The sequence below is a fragment of the Serratia proteamaculans genome (assembly GCF_008830365.1).
In the GTDB taxonomy this organism is placed as follows: domain Bacteria; phylum Pseudomonadota; class Gammaproteobacteria; order Enterobacterales; family Enterobacteriaceae; genus Serratia; species Serratia proteamaculans.
In genome coordinates this window covers 411,582-434,426 of the sequence record NZ_WBKI01000001.1, presented here as the reverse complement: position 1 = coordinate 434,426, position 22,845 = coordinate 411,582, and the positions used below count along the sequence as shown (strand labels likewise).

Sequence of the window (22,845 nt, the reverse complement as noted above, 5' to 3'; positions counted from 1 at the left end):
AGCAATTCTCGCAGTTCCCCATGGAACGGATTTGGAGCCAAGGCATGATCCACTCACTGTTATCTATCCCCTGCGTCACACTGCAAGGGGAGCACAAAACCCTGGGCGACTTCCCTGCCCGGGCTTACCTGGTGGTCAACACCGCCAGCAAATGCGGGTTTACGCCTCAGTACCACGGGCTGGAAAATCTGTGGCAGTACTATCGCGATCGCGGCCTGATGGTGCTGGGTTTCCCCTGCAATCAGTTCGGTGCACAAGAACCTGGCGATCCACTGGAGATCGCCAACTTTTGTACGCTGAACTATGGCGTCAGCTTCCCGCTGTTCAGCAAGGTTGAGGTTAATGGCCCAGGTGCGCATCCCCTGTTCAGCGAATTAAAACGCCTGGCACCCGGCATTCTGGGCAGCCAACGCATCAAATGGAACTTCACCAAGTTCTTGCTGACCGCCGACGGCCAGCGGGTAAAACGCTACGCGCCCATCACCAAACCCGAGCGCCTGTTTGAGCGCATCGAAACCCTGCTGAAATAACCCCGTTTTTTACGGGCTGAGTCGTCTCAGCCCGTCTCACATCACCTTCTTGCAAAAAGGTTCCATCGGTAAGAAAATTTTCCTTGATGTAACCTTTCGTTCACATGATAATGATTCTCAATTTGATATTAATTACTATTTAACGGTCTGTTTTATAAACACATGACGATGGATAATTATAACCGTACCCCGCCTGCCCAAGCAGCTCACCCCGCTGAAAGCGGCCTGGTTTCGCCTCCTTGCTACGATAGTGCGCAATTGCTTGATGCCGACGGCGTGGCGATCATCATCCATCAGGGCCAGCGTTATCAACTGCGGCAGACCAAAGCCGGAAAATTGATCCTGACCAAATAACCCCTTACACCTCAACGCCAGCCACCCCGATCGTTTTTGATCCAGGCAGCCAGCAAATCTATTGATATGTTTAAAACATACGGAGAGTTGCGACATGCCTCTGACCTATTCCACCCGGCTGCGTTTATCCGCATTGAGTCTGGCGATTGCCTGCGCTCTGCCGACGGTGACTTTTGCACAAACCAGCAGTACCCCTGCTTCTTCTTCCACGACCCCGCAGGTAAAAAAGGACAACGCCAGCGACGAAACCCTGACCGTCGCCGCCACCGGCAACGCACGCAGCAGCTTTGAAGCACCGATGATGGTTACGGTGATCGAGGGTAATTCGCCTGAAAGCCAGACCGCCACCAGCGCCGCCGATATGCTACGCCGCGTACCGGGGCTTACCATCAATGGTACAGGCCGTAGCAACGGTCAGGATGTTTCTATGCGCGGCTACGGTAAAAATGGCGTATTGACGCTGGTCGATGGCATCCGCCAGGGCACAGACACCGGGCACATTGGTGCCACCTTCCTTGATCCGGCGTTGGTAAAACGCATTGAGGTGGTTAAAGGCCCCGCCGCCATGCTGTATGGCAGCGGGGCTTTGGGAGGGGTGATCGCCTATGAAACCGTGGATGCCGCCGATCTGCTGTTGCCGGGTCATGATACTGGCTACCGGGTCTACGGCACCGCCGGCAGCGGCGATCATAGCCTGGGTATGGGCGCCAGCGCCTATGGCAAGACAGACAATCTCGACGGCCTGTTGTCGTTCGGTACCCGTGACGTCGGCGATCTACGCCAGGGCAACGGCTTTGATGCCCCCAACGATGAAACCATCAGCAATGTGCTGGCCAAGGGAACCTGGAAAATCGATGATGCTCAGTCACTGAGCGGCGATCTGCGCTATTACAATAACAGCGCCCGTGAGCCAAAAAACCCGCAGGAACCCAATTTTTCCCGCAGCAATCCTATGACCCAACGCTCGACTATCCAGCGCGATGCGGCGTTGAGCTATAAGCTGAAACCGCTAAATCAGCAATGGCTGGACGCCGACGTTAAGGTGTATACCTCAGAAGTCAAAATTAACGCTCACGATGCCGGCTCCACGGATGAATTCCGTAAGCAAACCACCCACGGTGCCAAACTGGAAAACCGCACCCGCCTGTTTGCCGACAGTTTCGCTTCGCACCTGCTGACCTACGGTTCAGAAAGCTATCAACAAAAACAAGCGCCAGGCGGCGCCACTACCAGCTTCCCACAGGCTAAAATCGACTTCGCCTCAGGCTGGTTGCAGGATGAAATTACGTTGCGTGATATCCCTGTCACCCTTCTGGCAGGAACACGTTACGACAATTACAAGGGCAGCAGCCAGGGCCATGATGATGTTAATGCGGATAAGTGGTCATCCCGCGGCGCACTGACCTATTCACCTACCGATTGGTTGATGTTGTTCGGTTCTTATTCCCAGGCTTTCCGCGCACCTACCATGGGCGAAATGTACAATGACTCCAGGCACTTTCCCGGCAACTATTGGGTTCCCAACCCAAATCTGAGACCTGAAACCACCAGCACCGCGGAGTACGGTTTCGGCCTGCGCTTCGACGATTTACTGATGGCTGGCGATAACCTGCAGTTCAAAGCCAGCTACTTCGACACCGATGCCAAAGACTACATCAGCCTGTACGTCACCCGGACTCAGACTGCCTCGCAAAATATCTCACGCGCTAAAATCTGGGGTTGGGATACATCGCTGAGCTATCAAACCCCGTGGTTTAATTGGGATCTGGCCTACAACCGTACGCGCGGTAAAGATAAGTCACGCAGCGGTGAGTTGAACGGCAACAGCGGCGAATGGCTAAGCGACATCAACCCGGATACGGTTACCAGTTCGCTTGACGTCCCTTTAGGTGAAAGCGGCCTGTCGACCGGTTGGGTAGCGACCTTCGCCGAAAGATCCACCCACGTGGCAACCGGCACGGCGGAGCAAGGCGGCTATGGCGTCAACGATTTCTACCTCAGCTACAAAGGCCGTGAGCGCCTGCAGGGCGTCACCACCACGGTGGTGCTGGGCAACGCCTTTGATAAAGAATATTACTCGCCACAGGGCATTCCACAGGATGGGCGTAATGCCAAACTGCTGGTCAGCTATCAGTGGTAACGTTTTGAATCCGGCGGGCAAGCCGATTGCCCGCCGATTGAACCTCACACAGGAGAACACCCTATGAGCAATACCCTATACGCACGCTACCAACAGGCAAAAATTGATAACCCGGGCAAATATGCACGCGATCTGGCTGAGCTGCTTGGCGTCAGTGAAGCGGAACTGACCCACGCCCGCGTCGGTCAGGATACCCGTCGCCTGCTGGCGGACGCCCGTACCCTGCTGACCGAACTCGAGCAGGTCGGCATGACCAAATCCATCACCCGCAACAGCTACGCGGTACATGAGCAAATGGGCCGCTATCGCAACCAGCACCTGAACGGCCACGCCGGGCTGATCCTGAACCCGCGTGAGCTGGATCTGCGCCTGTTCCTCAACCAGTGGGCCAGCGCTTTCGCCATGAGTGAAACCAACAAGCGCGGTGTACGTCACAGCATTCAGTTCTTCGATCATCAGGGTGACGCACTGCATAAGGTGTACACCACCGATGAAACCGATTTGCCGGCCTGGATGGCGCTGGTTGAACGCCACCTGAACGCAGAAAACCCAGAGCTGGCGCTGCAACCGGCAGACGCCACGGTCAGTAACGCCTCGCCAGATGCCGACAAAATTGACCAGGAATGGCGTGCAATGACCGACGTTCACCAGTTCTTCCAGTTGTTGAGCCGCAACAAACTGACCCGCCAGCAAGCCTTCAGCGCCGTCGGTAACGATTTGGCCTATCGGGTCGATAACAGCGCCCTGAGCCAATTGCTTAACGCCGCGATGGGCCTGCAGAACGAAATCATGATTTTTGTCGGCAACCGTGGCTGCGTGCAGATCTTTACCGGTCAGATTGAACGTCTGATGCCGCAGGAAGGCTGGATTAACGTGTTCAATCGCCGCTTCACGCTGCACCTGATCGAAGATGCGATCGCCGAAAGCTGGATCACCCGCAAGCCCACCAAAGACGGCTTCGTCACCAGTCTGGAACTGTTTGCCGCCGACGGCACCCAGATAGCTCAACTTTACGGCCAGCGTACCGAAGGCCAGCCGGAGCAAACTCCGTGGCGTGAGCAGGTTGCCGCGCTTGAACCCAAGGACGTTGCCGCATGAAACCTTCATTGACCCGTCGTCTGGCGCTGTGCATTGCGCTGGCGTTGCCGTTCACCGCTGCGGCGGCGGAACGTATTGTCTCGATAGGTGGTGACGTCACCGAAATTGCCTTCGCACTGGGCGCGGGCGATGAATTGATAGCACGAGACAGCACCAGCCTGCAGCCGGAAGCGGTTAAAAAGTTGCCGGATGTCGGTTACATGCGCCAGCTCAACGCCGAAGGGATTTTGGCGCTAAAACCTACGCTGGTGCTGACCACCGAGTTAGCCGAACCGGCGCTGGTGCTCAAACAGCTGGAAGAAAGCGGCGTTAAAGTGGTGCGCATTCCCGGTGATACCACCTTGCAAAGCGTGCCGGAAAAAATCGACGTGATCGCCAATGCGTTGCAGCGAGTCGACCAGGGTAAGCAGTTAAGTAATCGCTACCAGCAGCAATTGGCGGCGGTGAAAACCAATGCTCTGCCGGTCAGGGTATTGTTCGTCATGAGCCACGGCGGCATTACGCCAATGGCCGCCGGACAACACACTGCCGCCGATGCGGTCATCACCGCTGCGGGTCTGAAGAACGCCATGCAAGGGTTCAGCCGCTATCGCCCACTGTCGCAGGAAGGCGTAATTGCCAGCGCCCCCGACCTGCTGTTGGTCACCACTGACGGCATAAAAACGCTCGGCGGCGAACAACAACTGTGGAAATTGCCGGGCATCGCACTCACCCCGGCGGGTAAACAGCACCGGGTGTTGGTGGTTGACGATATGGCGTTATTGGGCTTTGGGCTGGAAACACCGGCCGCACTGGCCGAGCTGCGTCGTGCGGCGGAGCAAAAATAATGCGCAGTCGCACCTCCCCCCGTCTGGCGATCACCGGCCTGTTGGTGCTGCTGATGTTGTTGGCGCTGGGCGCCGCCAATCTGGGTGCATTAACGCTGTCGTTTCGCACCCTGTGGCAACAGCCCTTCAGCGACACCGCCTGGCATATCTGGCTGAACATCCGCCTGCCGCGCGTACTGCTGGCAGTGGTGATAGGCTGTGCGTTGGCGGTGTCTGGTGCCGTGATGCAAGGGCTGTTTCGTAACCCATTGGCCGATCCCAGCCTGTTGGGTATCAGCAGCGGCGGCGCGCTGTTTGTTGCGCTGATTATCGTTATGCCACTGGCCCTGCCACCGGTAATCGCTTTGTATGGCCATATGCTGGCGGCGTTCCTCGGCAGCATGTTGGTATCGCTGTTGATCTACGGCATCAGCCGCAGCGGTCACGGCAGCCTGTCACGCCTGTTGCTGGCAGGTATCGCCATCAACGCCCTGTGTATGGCGGCGATTGGCGTGCTGTCTTACCTCAGTAGCGACCAGCAGCTGCGTCAGTTTTCACTGTGGATGATGGGCAGTCTGAGCCAATCCCAGTGGCCAACGTTGGTGGTTTCCGCCTCGCTAATCCTGCCGGCCACCCTGCTGACGCTGTTACAGGCGCGCCGCCTGAACCTGCTGCAACTGGGTGATGAAGAAGCGCACTACCTGGGGGTGAATGTTCAGCGGGCCAAGTTGCAACTGCTGCTGTTAAGCGCATTGTTGATTGGTGCAGCGGTGGCGATGAGTGGCGTGATTGGTTTTATCGGGCTGGTGGTGCCACATCTTGTACGTATGCGCCTCGGTGGTGACCATCGCTGGCTGCTGCCCTGCTCTGCACTCGGTGGCGCCTGTCTGCTGCTGGTCAGCGATACGCTGGCGCGCACCCTGGTGGTACCGGCAGAAATGCCGGTCGGCTTGATGACCAGCCTGATCGGCGGGCCTTACTTTTTATGGCTGGTGATGCGCCAGCGGGAGCGCGTGGGTGGATAACTCATCAAGCCTGACGGCGCAGCAATTACGCTACAGCCTGGGTTCACGCCGGCTGATCAGTGACGTGTCACTCAGTATCGCCAGCGGCGAAATGGTGGCAATTATCGGGCCGAACGGCGCGGGTAAGTCGACGTTACTGCGTCTGTTAACCGGTTATCTTCAGCCGGGCTGTGGCGAATGCCAGTTGCTTGGCCGACCGCTGGAGCAGTGGCAACCGCAACAGTTGGCTAAAGTGCGCGCGGTAATGCGCCAGCACAGCGATCTGGCCTTTCCTTTTACCGTCGAGGAAGTGGTCAGTATGGGTCGCGCACCCCACGGTAAGCGCGACGTACAGCAGGCGGTGCAGCAAGTGATGGCGCAAACCGACTGTCTCGAATTGGCCCAGCGCGATTATCGGCAGCTTTCCGGTGGCGAACAACAACGGGTACAGCTTGCCCGCGTGCTGGCACAGCTTTGGCAACCGCAGCCCGCGCCGGCCTGGCTGTTTCTCGACGAACCGACCTCGGCGCTGGATCTTTACCACCAGCAACATACGCTGAGGCTGCTGCGCACGCTGACGCGGCAACAGCCAATTGCGGTGTGTTGTGTATTGCACGATCTCAATCTGGCCGCACTGTACGCGGACCGCATTTTATTGCTGCATCAGGGGCAATTGGTCGCTACGGGCACGCCGCAGGAAGTGTTGCAGGCGGATATTCTCACCCGTTGGTATCAGGCGGATCTGGGAGTGGTTTACCACCCGGAAGTGGCGCTGCCGCAGGTGTATTTGCGTCAGTAACGCTTATAGCGGGTGCGGCAGGCCGCACCCGTCATCTTCTATCACCCATCAGCTCGAACAGGAGATCTCCAGATGTTTGCCCCAATCCGGCGGCAACGCGGCGAGATCGTCATACTCCGACTTGTCGGCAAACGGCGTCAGCAATGCCTGATGCAGGCGAGCCAGCTTACTGACATCATCCTGTTCGGCGCTTTCAATCGCCTGTTGCGCCAGATAGTTGCGCAGGATCAGCTTCGGGTTCACTGCCTTCATCGCCTGTTGCCGTTCGGCATCACTCACCTGCTCTTGCTGCAAGCGCTGACGGTACTGCTGGTACCAGCCGTCAAACGCGGCGCGATCAATAAATTCATCCCGCAACGGTGACTGCGCCTGTTGCTGCTCCGTCTGGCTCAGCAGGCGGAAGGTGCGGCTGTAGTCTCGTCCCTCTTGCGCCATCAGGCTCAACAACCCGGTCAGCAGGCTATTATCTTGCGAAGACTGAGTGAAGAAACCGAGCTTGGCACGCATCTGTTCGCCATAAGCCTGCATCAGGGCCGGTTCATAGGCCGCCAGCGCGTTCTGCAGCTGTTCGGTACTCATCAGCCCGGACAGAGTCTGCGCCAGCCGATGGAGGTTCCACAGCGCCACCGCCGGCTGATTATCATAGGCGTAACGCCCCTGGTGATCCGAATGGTTGCAGATGTAGTCGGGTTTGTAGTCGTCGAGAAAACCGTACGGGCCGTAGTCGATGGTAATACCCAGGATCGACATGTTATCGGTGTTCATTACGCCATGAGCAAAACCAACGGTCTGCCAATGAGCAATCAACCGCGCGGTGCGTTCAACCACGTCGGTAAACCACTGCAGATAGCCATCACTCTGATCTTGAAACTGCGGCCAGTGGCGGGCAATAACAAAATCGGCCAACTGCTGAACCTGTTCCGGCTGCTTACGGTAGTAAAAATGTTCAAAATGGCCGAAGCGCACGTGGCTTTCCGCTACGCGCAATAGCATTGCACCGCGCTCCGGTTGTTCACGGTAGACAGGCTGCTCACTGGTGACGATGGTCAGCGCGCGCGTAGTTGGAATACCCAGATGATGCAGTGCCTCGGAGGCCAGGAACTCACGGATCACCGAGCGCAGTACCGCACGGCCGTCACCCATGCGCGAATACGGCGTCAGGCCTGCGCCTTTCAGGTGCCAGTCCATGCTGCGGCCATCGGCCAGTCGTTGTTCACCCAGCAGAATGCCGCGACCGTCACCCAATTGCCCGGCCCAGACGCCGAACTGGTGGCCACTGTACACCTGGGCCAGCGGGCGCATGCCCGGCAGCAGCGTTTCACCCGCCCAAATCGGGGTTTTATCCTGGGTAAACCAGCTTTCGTCCAACCCCAGTTCTCGGGCCAGCGGCTCGCTGTGATACAGCAGCCGGGTGCCTTGCAGCGGCGTGGGGTTCAATTCGGTATAAAAACCGGTTAACTGTTGGTGGTAAGCGTTTTCAAACTGCGGCATAGGCCCTCCGTTCCACCTAGTGTAGAGCTTGGGCGCGGCGATTAACACAGAGGAAATGCAGGGAGAACGCATCTGCCTGAAACCAGGACAGATGCGCATGGTTCAACGTTTATGCCGATATGGCTTAAAAGCCCTTTTGCGCTGATAGATAAAATACTTTATCAGCGAGAAAATCATAATGAATAACAGCGCAGGAATCACAGCAAACATCATCCAGTCCATTATTGGCCCCATTGTGTGTAGTAAGTACTGTCAATTATTGTTATTGAACTCATCGGGCGTTACCCGTAACACCGCCAGATTATCCACACCAACGCTGGGCCATAAAAAACCTTGTAAACCAAAAACGCCGGCGTGTCTGAGCTTATTAAAATATTCCTCCTTCTCTATTCCTTCGACGATCACCCCCTTGCACAGCAGATTGATATTCTTTAATAGCGAGTCGAACACTACGTCATAACCCTGATGGTTAAACAACTGCCAGTAAAAACGTTTATCGATTTTCACGTAGTCGAATAATCCATCATACAATGCGGTCAGGGTCGCCTGGCCGGAACCAAAGTCATCCAGCCACAGTGAGAACATCTCGCTAAGCTGACGGATCTTTGCATTGTTTTTTCCTGCTGAAAGATTCGGAAAACCCTCGCTGATTTCAAAGGCAATAAATGACCACTGTCTGATGCGCTCACACAATTGATCATCAGAGAGAATCAAATCGACCAGGGGTTCTTCAACATTAAGGGTCAACATCACGCCATTCTCGACAAACCAGGCGGCGTTCTGTTCTGCCAAACTCAATTGCTCATTAAATAACTCAATCCTTTGCTCGGGGGTCAATAAATTGATCCCAATGTCAGCCGGCATCGCCAAATCACCGTCCAGACTATTAAAACGGTTCAAAATTTCCACCGCCAACAGCCTGCCCTCCATTGAGTAAACAGGTTGAAAAACATAGCTACTAATAAAGTCAGCTTCGAATTGGATTTTCATTTCAGTGCCATAGGCTGAATGGCGAACATCTCATCGTATATCAATATATTTTATCGATCAATCCCTGTGGGATTAATCGGAAATATCAATGCAGCCAGTGATAAATTATCATTTAATTGATAGATTAAAGCTATATTGACCAAGCGGAACGCAGCGTCAAAAACAATTTGGCTTAAGGCAAAAAATAGAGATCTTGGTATGAATTCAAGTCATATTTAGCTTAGGTAATAGGGTAATTCTGAAAATTTGACTTATCACCATTGTTTTAATTAAAGAAATTCCTATTGCCAGATAAATATCAAACCCGCCACCCGAACGCATGTACGAAGAAGTGGTCTCAACTGATTAAATTTAATAACGCATCAATTCTTCGCGTTATTCTTTGCATTGAATCAGTAAAAAAATGCTCACCTTGCTTTTTGGGGAAGTTATGCTAGCTCGGTGTTTTCATTGCATTTTTTTACACAAAAGGATAACGTCAGGAAAGAAGGAGCAAACTCGTGGCATAAAAAAGGGATGAGTCACCTCATCCCGGAGCATTCAGGATCCGAACGTTATTTGATCGTTTCAAGCAGCCATTGCCGCAGTTCGGTTAATTCAGCGGCCTGTTCTGGGAACTGCGCAATCAAGGTGTCGCAGCAATTAGCCAGCGCCTCACTGCGATAGGCACAGCCCACCAGCATCTCGGCCAACCGTTGCAACGGCGCCGGACTGAGGCTATCGGTGAAAATCTGTGCCCGACAGATCAAGCCCTTTTCTACGTCAAAGAAGATATCCACCCCACCCCAGACAAACCGCTCATTCAGCAAATGACTGAATGCCGGCGCCTTGCCGAAATTCCATTCCCAGCTGCTTTGTTTGGCGAACTGAGTGGCAAAATCCGGCAGGTCCGGGTAAACATCCGGAGAAATGATTTCCGCTTTGGCGGTTTCTCCATAGTGTTCGAAGAACGCCTGAGTCACCGCGTCGCACACCTGTTGGTGGCTGATATCGGGTTTAAACTCCGCCAGATTGGCAACCCGCGACCGCACCGAAGTAATGCCCTTGGCCTGCAACTTTTTTGGGTCCGGATTAAGGTAATCCGCCAGACGGTTGAGATCGGCGTTCAACAATAGTGTGCCATGGTGGAATCCGCGATCCTGGGTTTCCCGGTAGGCCGAGCCGGAAATTTTACGCACGCCCTCTGCGGTATCAATCACCAGATCATTGCGTCCCGATGCGGTGGCCGTAATACCCAGTTGAGCCAGCGCTTGCAGAATGATGCCGGTGGAGACGGTTTTATCGTAACCGGGTTTGCCCGCCATAAAGGTAAAACAGGTATTACCGAGATCGTGAAATACAGCCCCACCGCCGCTGCTGCGCCGCGCCAGGCGAATACCGTCCTGCTCCATCCGGCGGGTGTTGCACTCTTTCCACGGGTTTTGTGACTGGCCAATCACCACGGTTTCGGCATTACGCCATAAGAACAGAATTTTCTGCGTGGTCATTTCGCGGAAAATACACTCTTCCACAGCCAGATTGAACCAGGGATCGTAGGAATCGGAAATCAGTAGGCGTAAGTTATTCATGGCGGTCACCGTTAAGGACGTGATGCCGCCATGATACACCAAATCAAAGGGTTAAGGCTAAATGCGGCGTGCCTGCCAATAGACCTTCTTCCAGTAGACGTTATTCAGTGAAGAACGCATCACCCCACGGCTGGTTGAGGCGTGGATAAACTGATCGTTGGTGTCATAAATGCCCACATGCAAACCGTTCTCACCGCCACCGGTTTTGAAAAACACCAGGTCGCCGGGCATTAACTCATCGCGTGAAACTTTGGTCCCCAGTGAGGTTTGCGCCTCCGTAGAACGCGGCAATTGCATATCGAAACGATCGCTGAAGGTGCGATAAACGAATCCGGAGCAGTCGACGCCACCACGATCCAAGCCGCCATAGCGATAGGGGGCACCGTACCATTGACGCAATTGCTCATTTAATTGTGCGACAACCACGATAGAGTCCGACAATCGGCCGCTTGGCGGTGGCGCATGGCTACTGCAACCGGCAAGAAGTAAACTGGCTAATAAAAACCAAATACGCATCCGCATAATATCCCTTCATTGAACAGATTGCCGCATCATGCCGTCCGGTAAGCTTACCGCCTGCGAGGCAAAGCCGGCACCAAGTAAGGTGAGCGCTATTTTGGGCTAATTTATCCCTCAGCGGGGGAAAAAGGCAAGCGTGCTGAAGGAGATAATCGAATTGACGCCGGTTTTTGCACTATTCGGGCGTTTTTACCTTGACCTGACTGTTAATCAGCCACACGCCAAACAGGATAAACAGCGTACCCAACGTTTTCAGCAACGTGGCGGATTCGTTAAACCAGGGCAGGATCACCGCCGCCAGGTACACCAGCGCATAACTCACGCTCAGCAACGGATAAGCCCGGTTGAGTGGTAAATGGTGCAGCGCGAAGAACCAGCACAGCATGGACAACGCGTAGCCGAAAATACCGCCGCTGACCGTCAGTAAGGGCAACCAGTACTGGATAAACAGGTTAAGCGTGACGTCAGCAAACGACATCAATGGGATCTGGGCCATGCCCCACTTCATCAGTAACTGCGCCAACGTGACCAACAGCACGCTGGCCGCGCCCCAGGCGTAACCTCTCATGGATTGATACTCATCAACAGGATCCCCAGCATGATCGAAGCCACTCCGCACCAGTGACGTACGGTAGTGGGTTCTTTAAACAGCCAACGGGCAGCGAGCGTCACCAGCACAAAATTTATGCTGAGCGTCGGGTATGCCAGGCTCAGAGGCAAACGCTGCAGCACATTGAGCCACACCGCCATGCCCAGCCCCAGCAGCAATACGGCCAGCGCCAACCAACGCAGCGTTACCCCTCGTCTGACGCCGGGGGGTAACTGCCAGCTCTGGGCCGCCTGTTTCTGGCACAGCTGCCCACCACAGGTGAGCAGGCTGACCACAACCACCAACAAATAGCCGATAATCATGGCTGCTGAGAATACCAGAACAAGACCAGACGGTTCATCACTTGCACCTTATCTGCTGCCGGCAGATCTTGCTGATCGATACTTTCGCCACGCGACAGCTGCAATACCAATGAGACATCGCCCTGTTTGCGTGCCTGTGCCAACCACTGCGGAAAATCGCCGTCGCTGATGAAATGGCTGCGAGCATCGGGATAGTCCAGACCATAGGACACCTCACCCTTCTGGTTAAACATCAATACGTCGCTGCGCTTCAACTCCCAGGCCAACCCCGCGGCGACACCCACGCTGTCGGTCAGCACATAGCGACTGTGATTTAACTCGGCCATATTCACCCGAATAAAGTTTTGCGGCAGTTTGGAGTCGGTCACCTGTTGTGGGATAGCGTAACCGATCAGCAAACACAGCAACAACGGACAAGCCGCCGCCCAGCGCCAACGCTGCCCATGATTACGCACCGAGACCACGGCAAACAATAACCAGCCGGCAAAGGCGATAATACCGATAACAATTTTCGGCCATTCCTGCGAGCTAAACAAGTGCACCTTTGGCAGCAACCCTGCGCCAATAACCAACAGTGCCACCACGCCGATCAGACCAAACAGGCCATTTAATACTGCGTTAACCTTGAATACCTTGCTGCGCAGCGCCGTCGCATAATCCTCGGCGTAAACCGCCATCAGCAATGCCAACGGTGCCATGCACGGCAATATATAAGTCGGTAGCTTACCCTTGGCAATGCTAAAGAAAATCAGTGGCATCACCACCCAACTCAGCAGGAAAAATAACTCTGGCCGTTGCACGCGCTCACGCCAGCCCTTCACCAGTGCGCCCGGCAACAGTGCCAACCATGGCAATACCGCCGCCATCAGAATCGGGATGTAATACCAGAACGGCTCTTTGTGTTGTGCATTATCCTCGGCGAAACGTTGAATGTGCTCCACCCAGAAGAAGTAGTTCCAGAAATCCGGCTCACGTTGTGCAATGGCGAGCGCCCACGGCAAACTCAGCAGCACCGCCACCAGGATCGCTACCGGGCCGTAGATCAGCAAGTCCTTGATGCGTCGCTGCTGAATGACAATCGGGATCACCGCAATCACCGGCACCGCCAGCGCCAGAAATCCCTTGGTCATAAAGCCCATGCCGCAGGCCAGCCCCAACAGCACGTATCCGCCCAGTTTGCCTTTGACCGTGGTGGCTTTCAGCGTCAGGTAATAACTGGCCATCGCAGCGGCCAGCCACAACGAGATCATCGGGTCCAATACGCTGTAGGTGCCGATGCTGAACACCAGCACCATCGACAGGAAAATCAGTACCGCCAGGCAGGCACGGTTGGCATTGCGCCACATCAGCATCGCCAGTGTAAACACCAGCAGCGCCGTCATGCCGGTGCTGAATACCGAACCAAAGCGCACCGCAAAGTTGGTATCACCAAACAGCCATTGGCTGATGTTGTTGATCCAATAACCGGCGACCGGCTTTTCAAAATAGCGCAGGCCAAGCAAGTTCGGCACGACCCAGTCGCCGCGTTGCAGCATTTCTCGGCTAATCTCGGCGTAGCGAGTTTCGTCCGGTTGCCACAGCAGGCGACCGTTAAGTGGGTTCAGGTAAACCAGAGCAAAAAAAATGGCCAACAAGATGGCCCAGGATCCTTTTAGCGCCTTCATGAATCGTCCTTCACATCGGTTTGACAACCCAGCCAACCTTCGCGGCCAGGGAAAGGAGCACGCTCGACGCGGCCCAATGGCAATGACGCCAAATCTTGAGGCAACAAAGCGCTTAACGGGCAGAATTCTATGCCCTGCCGTTGCGCCCGTTGCAGTAACTGTTCAAACATAGCGGCCTGTGACATTCCTTCCACTTCTGTGTGAATGGTGTACACCGGCACGCCGCGATCGTTTTCAATCGCCCGCAGAATGTAATCGTTGAAGTCAGCCATACTGACCTCACTGCCAATCACCTCATCAAAGGTGGGTAACGTGACCGGGATCTGCACGGTGCCCAGACGACCATCGCTTAACAGCGGACGGAAAGGATGGGTACCACGACAGTCGCTGTTGTAGTGAAAACCAAAGCGCTGCTTCACTTCCAACACCCGCGTATCGGCACGCCAGCCAGCAACCGCCGAGCATTTGACCGGCTGGCCGGTACTGGCTGATAACGCATCCACACCAAGCTGAACCTGTTGCGTCAACTGCGCCTCAGACCACCAGCCGACCTTGGCCTGCCACCCCTGATGATCCCAGGCGTGTAGCCCTACCTCATGCCCGGCCTGCGCAGTGAGCTTCATCAATGGCCCCAGAGTGCGGGAAATATTGCGCCCCGGCCAGGCGGTGCCGGCCAGCAGAATATCCCAGCCATACAGCGATGCCGCATTCGAGCGCAGCATTTTCCACAGGAATTTCGGACGCAAAAGGCGCCACAGATGGCGCCCCATATTGTCCGGTCCTACGCTGAAGAAGAAACTGGCCTGAATATTGTACTTGGCAAACAGCTCCAGCAACTGCGGCACCCCTTCCCGGGTACCGCTGAAGGTATCTACATCAACTCGCAGACCGACTTTCTTCATGCACCATCACCTTCCTGAACGGTAGTGCGCAGGAAGTAATCCAGCGTATCGGCAACGGTTTGCTGCATCGCGATGGTCGGCTGCCAATCCAGCAGGCGACGGGCATTTTTGATGCTTGGCGTACGGTGCTCGACGTCCTGATAACCTTTGCCGTAGTAACTGCTGCTTTCAACATCCTTAAAACCGGCAAACGGCGGGAAGCGATCGCGCAGCGGGTGGTTATTGAAACTTTCGAGCAGCATTTCCGCCAGTTCACGGATGCTGGCCTCGTTGGTCGGGTTACCGATGTTGACGATCTGGCCATCGCACAGGCCGTCACGGTTTTCGATAATGCGGAACAGCGCCTCGATACCGTCGTTGATATCGGTAAAGCAGCGTTTTTGCGCCCCACCGTCCATCAGTTTGATCGGCGAGCCTTCCACCAGGTTGAGGATCAGCTGGGTGATGGCACGGGAAGAACCGATACGCGCGGCGTCCAGGTTATCCAGACGTGGGCCCATCCAGTTAAACGGACGGAACAGGGTAAACTTCAGCCCTTCTTTGGCACCGTAGGCCCAGATCACCCGGTCCAGCAACTGCTTGGACACCGAGTAAATCCAGCGCTGTTTGTTGATCGGCCCGACGATCAGGCGTGAGTGATCTTCGTCGAATTCCTTGTCGTCACACATGCCGTACACTTCGGAAGTGGACGGGAAGATAATGCGCTTGTTGTATTTCACGCAGTCGCGAACGATTTTCAGGTTTTCTTCGAAATCCAGCTCGAACACGCGCAGTGGGTTGCGGGTGTATTCGATCGGCGTGGCAATAGCCACCAGCGGCAAGATCACGTCGCATTTCTTGATGTGATACTCGATCCACTCGGAGTGGATGCTGATATCCCCTTCCACAAAGTGGAAGCGCGGGTTACCCAGGAAACGGCTGATAGCATCAGAGCCGATATCCAGACCGTAGATATCGTAACGATCATCACGCAGCAGGCGTTCGGTCAGGTGGTTACCGATGAAGCCGTTCACACCGAGGATCAATACGCGTGTTCTGCGTTTCATCACTGCGTTAGGTTTAGCGGCCAAACGGACATCGGTAACGATGCCCATTTCCTGCGCCAGACGGCTGCCTTGCACATACAGGCCGACATCGTTTTGGCCGGCAACAATTTCCAGTGCACCTTCACCACAGGCAATGATCAGCGGAGAGGTGCTGAGGACGGTACCCGGCTGCTTGTCATGCTGGGTATCCAGCACTCGAGCGCGCCAGACGATCAGTTTACGCTGCCCCAGGTAGCTGAAAGCCCCAGGGTAAGGTTCGGTCACTGCGCGGATCAGGTTGTTAATTTCCTGCGCGGATTTATGCCACAGGATTTCACCGTCAGCCGCGGTGCGACGACCAAAATAACTGGCATCGGCTTCGTTTTGCACCGTGAAGGAAGCGGTGCCATTTTTCAGTTTTGGCAGTTCCAGCTTCAGCAATACCTGTGTCGCTTCCAGCACTTTCTTGTGCAGCGTCAGCGCGGTGTCGCCGGCAGCTATCGCCACTTTTTGCTGGCCAACAATGTCGCCGGCATCAGGGCGTTTGACCATTTTATGCAGCGTGGCACCGGTTTCGGTTTCGCCATTAACCAGCGCCCAGTTCACCGGTGCGCGCCCACGGTAGCGCGGCAGCAGTGAGCCATGCAGGTTAAAGCCGCCTTTTGGTGCCAGGGACAGCAGCTCTTCGCTCAGCAGATTACGGTAATAGAATGAGAAGATAACGTCCGGCTGCATCTGGCGAATACGCTCGATCCACAGCGGATGGTTAACGTCTTCCGGCGCATAGACCGGTAACTCCAATTCTGCACCCAGACGGGCTACAGAGGAGAAAAAGTTGTTCTCACCAGGATCGTCGGTATGCGTGAATACCGCCTGAACATCATAGCCCGCGTCAGTCAGAGCTTTCAGACCCGCGCAGCCAATATCATGGTAAGCAAATACGATAGCTTTCATTATTCTTCTTCCTGAGTATTGTGATTCGGTTGTTCACCGACCACTTTCTGAACAAAATAACGGGGACGAGCACGCACGTCGGTGTAGATGCGACCGATGTACTCTCCCAACAGGCCCATGCCGACAAACTGGGCACCGATAAAAGTGAATAACACGGCAAACAGGGTGAATACCCCGCCGCCCGACCATTCAGGCCCCATAATCAAACGCAGGGCGATCAACAGTACCGCCAGCACAAAGCCGGAAAGCGCCACTACGCTGCCCACCACGCTGAGCAAACGCAACGGCGTCGTGGTCAGGCAGGTGATCAGGTCATACATCAGATTAATCAGCTTCATCAGGCTGTATTTGGAATCACCAAACTCACGTTCGGCGTGCAGCACGTCAATTTCAGTGGTGCGTCGGGCGAAGGTATTCGCCAGGATCGGAATGAAAGTGCTGCGTTCGTGGCAGTTCAGCATCGCCTCAATAATGTGACGACGGTAGGCGCGCAACATGCAGCCGTAATCCCCCATCGATTTACCGGTGGCGCGTTGGATCATCATATTAATGATGCGCGAGGCGCTTTTACGGAACCAGGAGTCCTGACGATTGGCACGCACGGTACCCACCACGTCATAACCCTCTTCCGCCACCTGGACCAGACGCGGGATCTCTTCCGGCGGGTTTTGTAAATCGGCATCCAGCGTAATTACCAGATCGCCGCTCACCTGATTGAAGCCCGCCATGATTGCCGAGTGCTGGCCATAATTGCGGTTCAGCAATACGGCAATCACACAGCTACCTGGCTGTTCGGCGGCGGCGGTCAGCATATCGGCAGAATTGTCGCTGCTGCCGTCATCGACCAGGATAATTTCATAAGCTTGGGTCAGTTTTTTACAGGCGGCGGTGGTACGTTCAAGCAAGGCAGGCAAACTTTCCTGCTCGTTGTATACCGGGATCACCACCGAAACTTTTTTTATCGGTTCAACGCGAGACACGTAGCGACTCCACAACAGAAGACAAGGCTTTAACCACGCGATCAACATCGGCGTCGGTCATATCAGGGAACAGAGGCAAGGTGCACAGGCGCGCCGAGTTCCATTCGGTATTGGGCAAGGACAACTGCGGATAGCGCTCACGGTAATATTTCTGGGTATGGGCGGCGCGGAAATGCAGGCCGGTACCGATATCCACTTCTTTCAGGCGCTCCATCAGTTGGTCACGATCGATGCCACAGCGTTCGGCGTCGACGCGTACCATAAACAGATGCCAGGCATGGTCATGCGGGTAATCAGGCAGCCCCAGCGGCAGGAAAGGTGACCCTTCCAGAGCGCAGAGGTAACGCTCAGCCAGCACCTTGCGGCGAGCGTTAAGCTGCGGCAGACGGCCCAGTTGCACCACGGCGATGGCCGCATGGATATCGGAGAGATTGTATTTGTAGCCTGGCTCCACCACTTCGGCCTGCGGCTTACGCCCCAGTTGCTGGCGGTCAAAGGCATCAACGGCCAGGCCATGGAACTTCAGACAACGCAGGCGATCGGCCAGTTCGTCGTCGTCGGTAGCAATCAGGCCGCCTTCGGCACAGGTCAGGTTTTTAATCGCGTGGAATGAGAAAATTGCCGTGCCGCGTGCCCCCACCCACTCACCGTTGTAACGGGAGCCTACCGCATGAGCAGCATCTTCAATCAGGGGAAGGTTGTGGCGTGTAGCCACCTCACGCAATGCATCCATCTGCAGCGGTGCACCGGCATAATGTACCGGGACAATGGCTTTGGTTTTGGCAGTGATAGCGGCTTCAACATCGCTGGCGCTGACCATCAACGTATCACGGTCAACGTCAATCATCACCGGCGTTGCGCCAAGCAATTCGATCATGTTGAGGGTAGAAACCCAGGTTTGTGAAGGGGTGATCACTTCGTCACCCGGGCCAATGTTCAGTGCCATCAGGGTAATATGCATACCCGCAGTAGCGGAACAGACGGCAATGGCGTGTTTACAACCGAAGGTGGCGCAGAACTCACTTTCCAACTGCTGATTTTGCGGCCCGGTGGTGATCCAACCTGAGCGCAATACCTTTTCTACCGCCGCGATTTCTTCATCGCCAATCGCCGGGCGTGAGAAAGGTAAAAATTGATCCATAGTTAACCCCAAACGTATCAAATTTCTTTAATGACACTGTAGATCTCTTTTATTTAACGAATATTAAACGCCAGAGAGAATCGTTCCTGGTGGATTAACTGCCAATGTACGGCCGTAAGCTTAACTAAACCTTAAGGTGCGATTAATTATCAGCTAACTACCTGATCTGCGGGGGGCTATCATCATTAAATTAAATTGATTATAGAATCAATTAGTTATAGTTATATTTTATTATTTACTTATTATGTTTGAACTAAATTAGCGTAGCACGTCAGCGACGGTTTTCAAGATTGATAGGAGGGTTTTGAGGAAAGGTGGGAAATAAAGCCGGTGCTTACCCGGCTATTTATATCAGGTCCGTTTAATTTTCGTTTATAGTGCATTTTCAATGCACTACCCAATTATGCCGTTTTGGTCATAATCCAGCGTTGGTCGCCCACCGCCTGCAGGTGAAAATCCACGTCATAAATCTGTGAAAGCAATACCGGCTCCATCACTTCCCGCGTGGTTCCCTGCGCGATTAGCCGCCCAGCATGCAGTAACCAAACCTTATCGGCCTGCTGTAGGGTATGATTTAGGTCGTGCGCGCAAACCAATGCACTGCGTCCACTCTGACAAAACTCTCGCAACAGCCGATCCAGCGCCACCTTCTGCGCCACATCCAGGCTATTGGTCGGTTCATCCAGCAGCAGCAGTTGGCTATGGGGGTTGACCGTCGGCCAAACCTGCAGCAATACCGCCGCCAGCCGTACCCGTTGCCATTCACCGCCGGACAACTGCGTCAACATACGCGACAGCTTGTCCGTCAGTTTCAAGCGCTGACACAAATACACAATGGTGCTCTCCAGCGCCTGCTCAGTGGCCCCTGCAGGCCGGTGCAGCTCCAGATACTGGAAAACCGGCATCAGCGCCACCGGCGGCTGTTGCTGGCAGAGATAGGCACGGCGCAGCGCCAGTTCATTGCCCTGATAACCCCCCAACGGCTGCCCGGCCAGCAGGATCTCTCCCGTACCGGGCAATATGCCCGCCAGCCGCGCCAACAGTGTGCTTTTACCGGCACCGTTCGGACCAATAAGGTGAAACTGCAACCCAGCATCGACCTGTGCTGAAAATGGGGCCAGACGCCCTTCTACCCCAACCTGACTGAGTTGCAGCATTATGGATCACCGCTCCTTGTTTATTATTCGGCCAACGCCTGTTTGACGGCGGCCACCAGTGCGGGATCTTCCGGCGTGGTGTCCGGAGAGAAACGTTGGATCACCTTGCCATCACGGCCGATCAGGAATTTTTCAAAGTTCCACAGAATGTCGCCGGTTTGCTTCGGTGCCCGACCCTTGCTGCTCATGCGCGTCAGGAACTCACTGCCCTGCGGGGCCACGGCTTGCGGCTCGGCGGCAATCAACGCCTGATATAACGGATGGCGGTTCTCGCTGTTCACTTCAAGCTTGGCAAACATCGGGAACTCAACGCCAAAGGTACCGCGGCAAAACGCCAGGATCTCCTCGTTGCTGCCCGGCTCCTGCCCGAGGAATTCATTGGACGGAAAGCCCAGCACTTCAAACCCTTGCCCACGGTAGGTTTCGTATAAGGCTTCCAGCCCTTCATATTGCTTGGTCAGACCGCACTCCGAAGCCACATTCACCACCAGCAACACGCTGCCTTTATATTTACCCAGCGTGATGGATTGGTTCTCGATAGTGTCCAGCGGAATGTCATAAATCGCTTGAGTCATGGAGCTTATCCTCTTGTTTTACTTGCAGGTGAACAGAGAAACTACCTTACGCTTTTTACCCGGGTCAGTAACCAGATAAATAGCGGTGCCCCCAGCGTGGCGGTGACCACCCCAATGGGTAATTCAGCCGACAATAGTGTAATACGCGCCACCACATCGGCCGCCAGCAACACACCGGCGCCGGCCAGTGCACAGCCTGGCAATAAATAACGCTGATTCGTCAGGCCACTGAGGCGCAGCATATGCGGAATCACCAGCCCGACAAAACCGATCACCCCCGCCAGGGCCACACTCACCCCCACCAGCCAGCCGATCGCCAGCACCAGGAGATTACGCCACAGATGCAGTGAAAGCCCAAGTTGACGCGCCTGTACTTCACCCAGCGCCATAAAGTTTAGCGCCTTGCCCTGGCAACACAGCCACAGCAATACCGGTAACAGCGCCAGCACCAGCCATTTTTGCCGCCAGTCAACCCCACCAAAACCGCCCATCATCCAGTACATCAGTTGGCGCAGATCCAGGCTGGAACTGAAGTACACCGCCCAGGTCATTACCGCGCTGCACACGATGCCCAAGGCAACCCCTACCAACAGTAGACGGGCATTGGTCAGGCGCTTACGGCGGGCAAAGCTCAGCAGCAAGAAGGTCATGAGCAATGCGCCCGCAATGGCGCTCAGGCTCATCAGCGCCACCGGCAGCAGGCCGTTGCCCAGCAGTACCGTTAACACCAACGCCACCCCGGCCCCGTTTGCCACACCCAGCAAGCCCGGTTCGGCCAATGGATTTTCAAACAATGCCTGCATCACTGCCCCGGCCACCGCCAGGCTGGCCCCCACCAACATCACCGCCAGCGCACGCGGCAGGCGTAACTGCCAGACAAACAGCTGCGCCGCTTCACTCGACCACTGTGATGGCCAAAGCCAAATGTCGCCCGCGCTGAGGCTGAAAACAAATGCCACGGCAACGCCCAACGTTAACAACAGCAGATGCCGTTTATCGCGATGGCGTTGTTTGTGCAGCAATAAGGTAAAGGTCTGGCTGGCTGGCATAGGCGTGGAGATCCCCTGCGGACCGTGATCAGCGGCCGAATATTGACGTCTGGGTCGAATATTAGGGGGTTAGCGCCCGAAGGGAAAGCATTGCATCAGGAGAATTGCGGGAAAACAGCAGCTGATCTTGCCAATCACCCGTAAGTGATGGCAAAACCAGCCGCCGTTGAATCAATTATCGACGCTGGTCGTTACCCTTTTGCGGATAGGGTTTACCCTGACTATTGTCATTGCCGCGCCCCTTGTCATGGTCACGGCCATTGTCGCGGCCGCCGTTGTCATGATGGTTACCGTCGTTACGATTATCGCGCTCACCGTGGAAAGGGTTGCCGCCCCGATCCGGGCCACCGTGTTCGTTACCCCGCGGTGGCGAAGATTGCCAACGGCCACCATCCCAGTACATGCCACGATTATTGCGTTCACCCTTGCCGCGCCCCTGGTGCTCATGCCACCACTGCGGCGGACGCCAGTCATAGCCATCCCAATAATAACCCCGCCGGTCCTGATCCCCCAGATGCACCGCAACACCCGGCACGTTGATATCAATCGAGACATCCGCCTGCGCCGCTACTGGCAGCAGCAGCGGTAAACACACCAGCAACAGGATTTTTTTCATTTTTCGCTCCTACTTTATTTTCTCGCTGAGGGGGTTATATCAGTGTGTTTATTTTGCGCCTATCTCACTAATGCCTATTTTCAGATCGTTTTCATCCCCCTTACAAATTCCATACATTCTATTTTTATTGCTTGAATAAAATAGCCGCTAACAACCGTTAACGAATCGCTGACATACCGCAAGCCTTGTTGGTCTTTATAATTAATCTGAAACCCATCAGAGAGATACTATTATGATTAAACGCATTGGGCTTTTTTTGACCGTCACCCTACTGTCCGTGGCGCTCAGCGCCTGCTGCTTCGGGCCTCACGGTGGTGGTCACCGTGGCGGTGGCGGTGGCGGTGGCGGTGGCGGTGGCGGTGGCGGTGGCGGTGGCGGACAAAGCCACTACTACAATCATTATTAGTCAACAGGGGCTTCGGCCTCTGTTTTATTTCTATCTCCGTCAAAAAAATAACCATAAGAATAATCCGCAAGCCATAGGTTATTTTAATGTGCATTACAGGTATCAATATTATTGAGTGAATTATCTATTCTTTCGTCGTTTAAAAATAAACCGAAATTTACCTCT

At 54.9% G+C, this 22,845-nt stretch carries 23 protein-coding genes; 7 read left to right on the top strand and 16 right to left on the bottom strand.

The genetic code is table 11. The annotated features are described in order from the left end of the window. The first annotated feature begins 44 nt into the window (after nt 1-44). From F8R23_RS02100 to F8R23_RS02070, 7 genes are all read left to right on the top strand, one after another. On the top strand, nt 45-530 hold the full coding sequence (locus F8R23_RS02100; protein WP_129934829.1) for a glutathione peroxidase: 486 nt from the start codon (nt 45-47) through the stop codon (nt 528-530). Nucleotides 531-692: 162 nt separating this feature from the next. After that, nucleotides 693-884, top strand: a complete 192-nt coding sequence (hemP, locus tag F8R23_RS02095) for a hemin uptake protein HemP (protein ID WP_369804786.1) — start codon at nt 693-695, stop codon at nt 882-884. Nucleotides 885-978: 94 nt separating this feature from the next. After that, nucleotides 979-3,024, top strand: a complete 2,046-nt coding sequence (locus F8R23_RS02090; RefSeq protein WP_129938012.1) for a TonB-dependent hemoglobin/transferrin/lactoferrin family receptor — start codon at nt 979-981, stop codon at nt 3,022-3,024. A 63-nt stretch (nt 3,025-3,087) separates the two neighbouring features. After that, entirely contained in the window at nt 3,088-4,122 is a 1,035-nt protein-coding gene (locus F8R23_RS02085) for a hemin-degrading factor (RefSeq protein WP_151415189.1), read from the top strand. Next, nucleotides 4,119-4,949 (top strand): heme/hemin ABC transporter substrate-binding protein, encoded by an 831-nt coding sequence (locus tag F8R23_RS02080; protein ID WP_129934832.1) that lies wholly within the window; start codon nt 4,119-4,121, stop codon nt 4,947-4,949. Before F8R23_RS02085 ends, F8R23_RS02080 begins: the two co-directional genes overlap by 4 nt. Continuing rightward, a complete protein-coding gene (locus F8R23_RS02075) occupies nt 4,949-5,953 on the top strand; it encodes a FecCD family ABC transporter permease (protein ID WP_129934833.1) in 1,005 nt (334 codons plus the stop codon). The genes F8R23_RS02080 and F8R23_RS02075 overlap by 1 nt, the downstream gene beginning before the upstream one ends. Next, nucleotides 5,946-6,731: a heme ABC transporter ATP-binding protein gene (locus F8R23_RS02070; protein ID WP_129938008.1), complete on the top strand. Its 786-nt coding sequence runs from the start codon at nt 5,946-5,948 to the stop codon at nt 6,729-6,731. Before F8R23_RS02075 ends, F8R23_RS02070 begins: the two co-directional genes overlap by 8 nt. Before the next feature lie 48 nt (nt 6,732-6,779). Here the strand turns inward: F8R23_RS02070 and F8R23_RS02065 are convergent, their stop codons facing one another. From F8R23_RS02065 to F8R23_RS24365, 16 genes are all read right to left on the bottom strand, one after another. Further along, a complete protein-coding gene (locus tag F8R23_RS02065) occupies nt 6,780-8,222 on the bottom strand; it encodes a protein adenylyltransferase SelO (protein WP_112347547.1) in 1,443 nt (480 codons plus the stop codon). Nucleotides 8,223-8,474: 252 nt separating this feature from the next. After that, entirely contained in the window at nt 8,475-9,212 is a 738-nt protein-coding gene (locus F8R23_RS02060) for an EAL domain-containing protein (protein ID WP_129934835.1), read from the bottom strand. 554 nt (nt 9,213-9,766) lie between these two features. Next, on the bottom strand, nt 9,767-10,780 hold the full coding sequence (gene lplA / locus F8R23_RS02055) for a lipoate--protein ligase (RefSeq protein ID WP_112347549.1): 1,014 nt from the start codon (nt 10,778-10,780) through the stop codon (nt 9,767-9,769). Nucleotides 10,781-10,837: 57 nt separating this feature from the next. Further along, nucleotides 10,838-11,302 carry an NlpC/P60 family protein gene (locus F8R23_RS02050; protein ID WP_151415188.1) on the bottom strand — a complete coding sequence of 155 codons (465 nt, stop codon included), beginning with the start codon at nt 11,300-11,302 and terminating at the stop codon, nt 10,838-10,840. Between the two features lie 172 nt (nt 11,303-11,474). Beyond that, a complete protein-coding gene (gene arnF, locus F8R23_RS02045; RefSeq protein WP_129934836.1) occupies nt 11,475-11,867 on the bottom strand; it encodes a 4-amino-4-deoxy-L-arabinose-phosphoundecaprenol flippase subunit ArnF in 393 nt (130 codons plus the stop codon). After that, nucleotides 11,864-12,211, bottom strand: a complete 348-nt coding sequence (gene arnE, locus F8R23_RS02040; protein WP_129934837.1) for a 4-amino-4-deoxy-L-arabinose-phosphoundecaprenol flippase subunit ArnE — start codon at nt 12,209-12,211, stop codon at nt 11,864-11,866. The genes arnF and arnE overlap by 4 nt, the downstream gene beginning before the upstream one ends. Then, nucleotides 12,208-13,875: a lipid IV(A) 4-amino-4-deoxy-L-arabinosyltransferase gene (gene arnT / locus F8R23_RS02035; protein ID WP_151415187.1), complete on the bottom strand. Its 1,668-nt coding sequence runs from the start codon at nt 13,873-13,875 to the stop codon at nt 12,208-12,210. Before arnT ends, arnE begins: the two co-directional genes overlap by 4 nt. Next, complete coding sequence (arnD, locus tag F8R23_RS02030) at nt 13,872-14,777, bottom strand: 4-deoxy-4-formamido-L-arabinose-phosphoundecaprenol deformylase (RefSeq protein ID WP_129938006.1); 906 nt, start codon at nt 14,775-14,777, stop codon at nt 13,872-13,874. The genes arnT and arnD overlap by 4 nt, the downstream gene beginning before the upstream one ends. Continuing rightward, nucleotides 14,774-16,756, bottom strand: a complete 1,983-nt coding sequence (gene arnA, locus F8R23_RS02025) for a bifunctional UDP-4-amino-4-deoxy-L-arabinose formyltransferase/UDP-glucuronic acid oxidase ArnA (protein WP_129934840.1) — start codon at nt 16,754-16,756, stop codon at nt 14,774-14,776. Before arnA ends, arnD begins: the two co-directional genes overlap by 4 nt. Then, complete coding sequence (gene arnC / locus F8R23_RS02020) at nt 16,756-17,736, bottom strand: undecaprenyl-phosphate 4-deoxy-4-formamido-L-arabinose transferase (protein WP_099065541.1); 981 nt, start codon at nt 17,734-17,736, stop codon at nt 16,756-16,758. The genes arnA and arnC overlap by 1 nt, the downstream gene beginning before the upstream one ends. Then, nucleotides 17,723-18,877: a UDP-4-amino-4-deoxy-L-arabinose aminotransferase gene (arnB, locus tag F8R23_RS02015; RefSeq protein ID WP_129934841.1), complete on the bottom strand. Its 1,155-nt coding sequence runs from the start codon at nt 18,875-18,877 to the stop codon at nt 17,723-17,725. The genes arnC and arnB overlap by 14 nt, the downstream gene beginning before the upstream one ends. Nucleotides 18,878-19,278: 401 nt before the next feature. Beyond that, nucleotides 19,279-20,034 (bottom strand): vitamin B12 ABC transporter ATP-binding protein BtuD, encoded by a 756-nt coding sequence (gene btuD / locus F8R23_RS02010; RefSeq protein ID WP_129934842.1) that lies wholly within the window; start codon nt 20,032-20,034, stop codon nt 19,279-19,281. Between the two features lie 23 nt (nt 20,035-20,057). Further along, nucleotides 20,058-20,609, bottom strand: a complete 552-nt coding sequence (locus tag F8R23_RS02005; protein WP_129934843.1) for a glutathione peroxidase — start codon at nt 20,607-20,609, stop codon at nt 20,058-20,060. A gap of 41 nt (nt 20,610-20,650) precedes the next feature. Beyond that, nucleotides 20,651-21,658, bottom strand: a complete 1,008-nt coding sequence (btuC, locus tag F8R23_RS02000; RefSeq protein ID WP_099065537.1) for a vitamin B12 ABC transporter permease BtuC — start codon at nt 21,656-21,658, stop codon at nt 20,651-20,653. 175 nt (nt 21,659-21,833) lie between these two features. Then, nucleotides 21,834-22,274 carry a DUF2502 domain-containing protein gene (locus tag F8R23_RS01995; RefSeq protein ID WP_129934844.1) on the bottom strand — a complete coding sequence of 147 codons (441 nt, stop codon included), beginning with the start codon at nt 22,272-22,274 and terminating at the stop codon, nt 21,834-21,836. A 268-nt stretch (nt 22,275-22,542) separates the two neighbouring features. Further along, a complete protein-coding gene (locus F8R23_RS24365) occupies nt 22,543-22,674 on the bottom strand; it encodes a hypothetical protein (RefSeq protein ID WP_261101208.1) in 132 nt (43 codons plus the stop codon). Nucleotides 22,675-22,845 lie beyond the last annotated feature (171 nt).

Excerpts from the sequence above, each read along its gene's own strand:
- F8R23_RS01995 (WP_129934844.1), bottom strand. The coding sequence starts at position 22,274 with ATGAAAAAAATCCTGTTGCTGGTGTGTTTACCGCTGCTGCTGCCAGTA.
- F8R23_RS02100 (WP_129934829.1), top strand. The coding sequence starts at position 45 with ATGATCCACTCACTGTTATCTATCCCCTGCGTCACACTGCAAGGGGAG.
- F8R23_RS02075 (WP_129934833.1), top strand. The coding sequence starts at position 4,949 with ATGCGCAGTCGCACCTCCCCCCGTCTGGCGATCACCGGCCTGTTGGTG.
- F8R23_RS02005 (WP_129934843.1), bottom strand. The coding sequence starts at position 20,609 with ATGACTCAAGCGATTTATGACATTCCGCTGGACACTATCGAGAACCAA.
- F8R23_RS02090 (WP_129938012.1), top strand. The coding sequence starts at position 979 with ATGCCTCTGACCTATTCCACCCGGCTGCGTTTATCCGCATTGAGTCTG.
- hemP (WP_369804786.1), top strand. The coding sequence starts at position 693 with ATGACGATGGATAATTATAACCGTACCCCGCCTGCCCAAGCAGCTCAC.
- F8R23_RS02060 (WP_129934835.1), bottom strand. The coding sequence starts at position 9,212 with ATGAAAATCCAATTCGAAGCTGACTTTATTAGTAGCTATGTTTTTCAA.
- F8R23_RS02085 (WP_151415189.1), top strand. The coding sequence starts at position 3,088 with ATGAGCAATACCCTATACGCACGCTACCAACAGGCAAAAATTGATAAC.
- lplA (WP_112347549.1), bottom strand. The coding sequence starts at position 10,780 with ATGAATAACTTACGCCTACTGATTTCCGATTCCTACGATCCCTGGTTC.
- btuD (WP_129934842.1), bottom strand. The coding sequence starts at position 20,034 with ATGCTGCAACTCAGTCAGGTTGGGGTAGAAGGGCGTCTGGCCCCATTT.
- arnA (WP_129934840.1), bottom strand. The coding sequence starts at position 16,756 with ATGAAAGCTATCGTATTTGCTTACCATGATATTGGCTGCGCGGGTCTG.
- arnF (WP_129934836.1), bottom strand. The coding sequence starts at position 11,867 with ATGAGAGGTTACGCCTGGGGCGCGGCCAGCGTGCTGTTGGTCACGTTG.
- btuC (WP_099065537.1), bottom strand. The coding sequence starts at position 21,658 with ATGCCAGCCAGCCAGACCTTTACCTTATTGCTGCACAAACAACGCCAT.
- arnB (WP_129934841.1), bottom strand. The coding sequence starts at position 18,877 with ATGGATCAATTTTTACCTTTCTCACGCCCGGCGATTGGCGATGAAGAA.
- arnT (WP_151415187.1), bottom strand. The coding sequence starts at position 13,875 with ATGAAGGCGCTAAAAGGATCCTGGGCCATCTTGTTGGCCATTTTTTTT.
- arnD (WP_129938006.1), bottom strand. The coding sequence starts at position 14,777 with ATGAAGAAAGTCGGTCTGCGAGTTGATGTAGATACCTTCAGCGGTACC.
- F8R23_RS24365 (WP_261101208.1), bottom strand. The coding sequence starts at position 22,674 with ATGATTGTAGTAGTGGCTTTGTCCGCCACCGCCACCGCCACCGCCACC.
- F8R23_RS02080 (WP_129934832.1), top strand. The coding sequence starts at position 4,119 with ATGAAACCTTCATTGACCCGTCGTCTGGCGCTGTGCATTGCGCTGGCG.
- F8R23_RS02065 (WP_112347547.1), bottom strand. The coding sequence starts at position 8,222 with ATGCCGCAGTTTGAAAACGCTTACCACCAACAGTTAACCGGTTTTTAT.
- F8R23_RS02050 (WP_151415188.1), bottom strand. The coding sequence starts at position 11,302 with ATGCGGATGCGTATTTGGTTTTTATTAGCCAGTTTACTTCTTGCCGGT.
- arnE (WP_129934837.1), bottom strand. The coding sequence starts at position 12,211 with ATGATTATCGGCTATTTGTTGGTGGTTGTGGTCAGCCTGCTCACCTGT.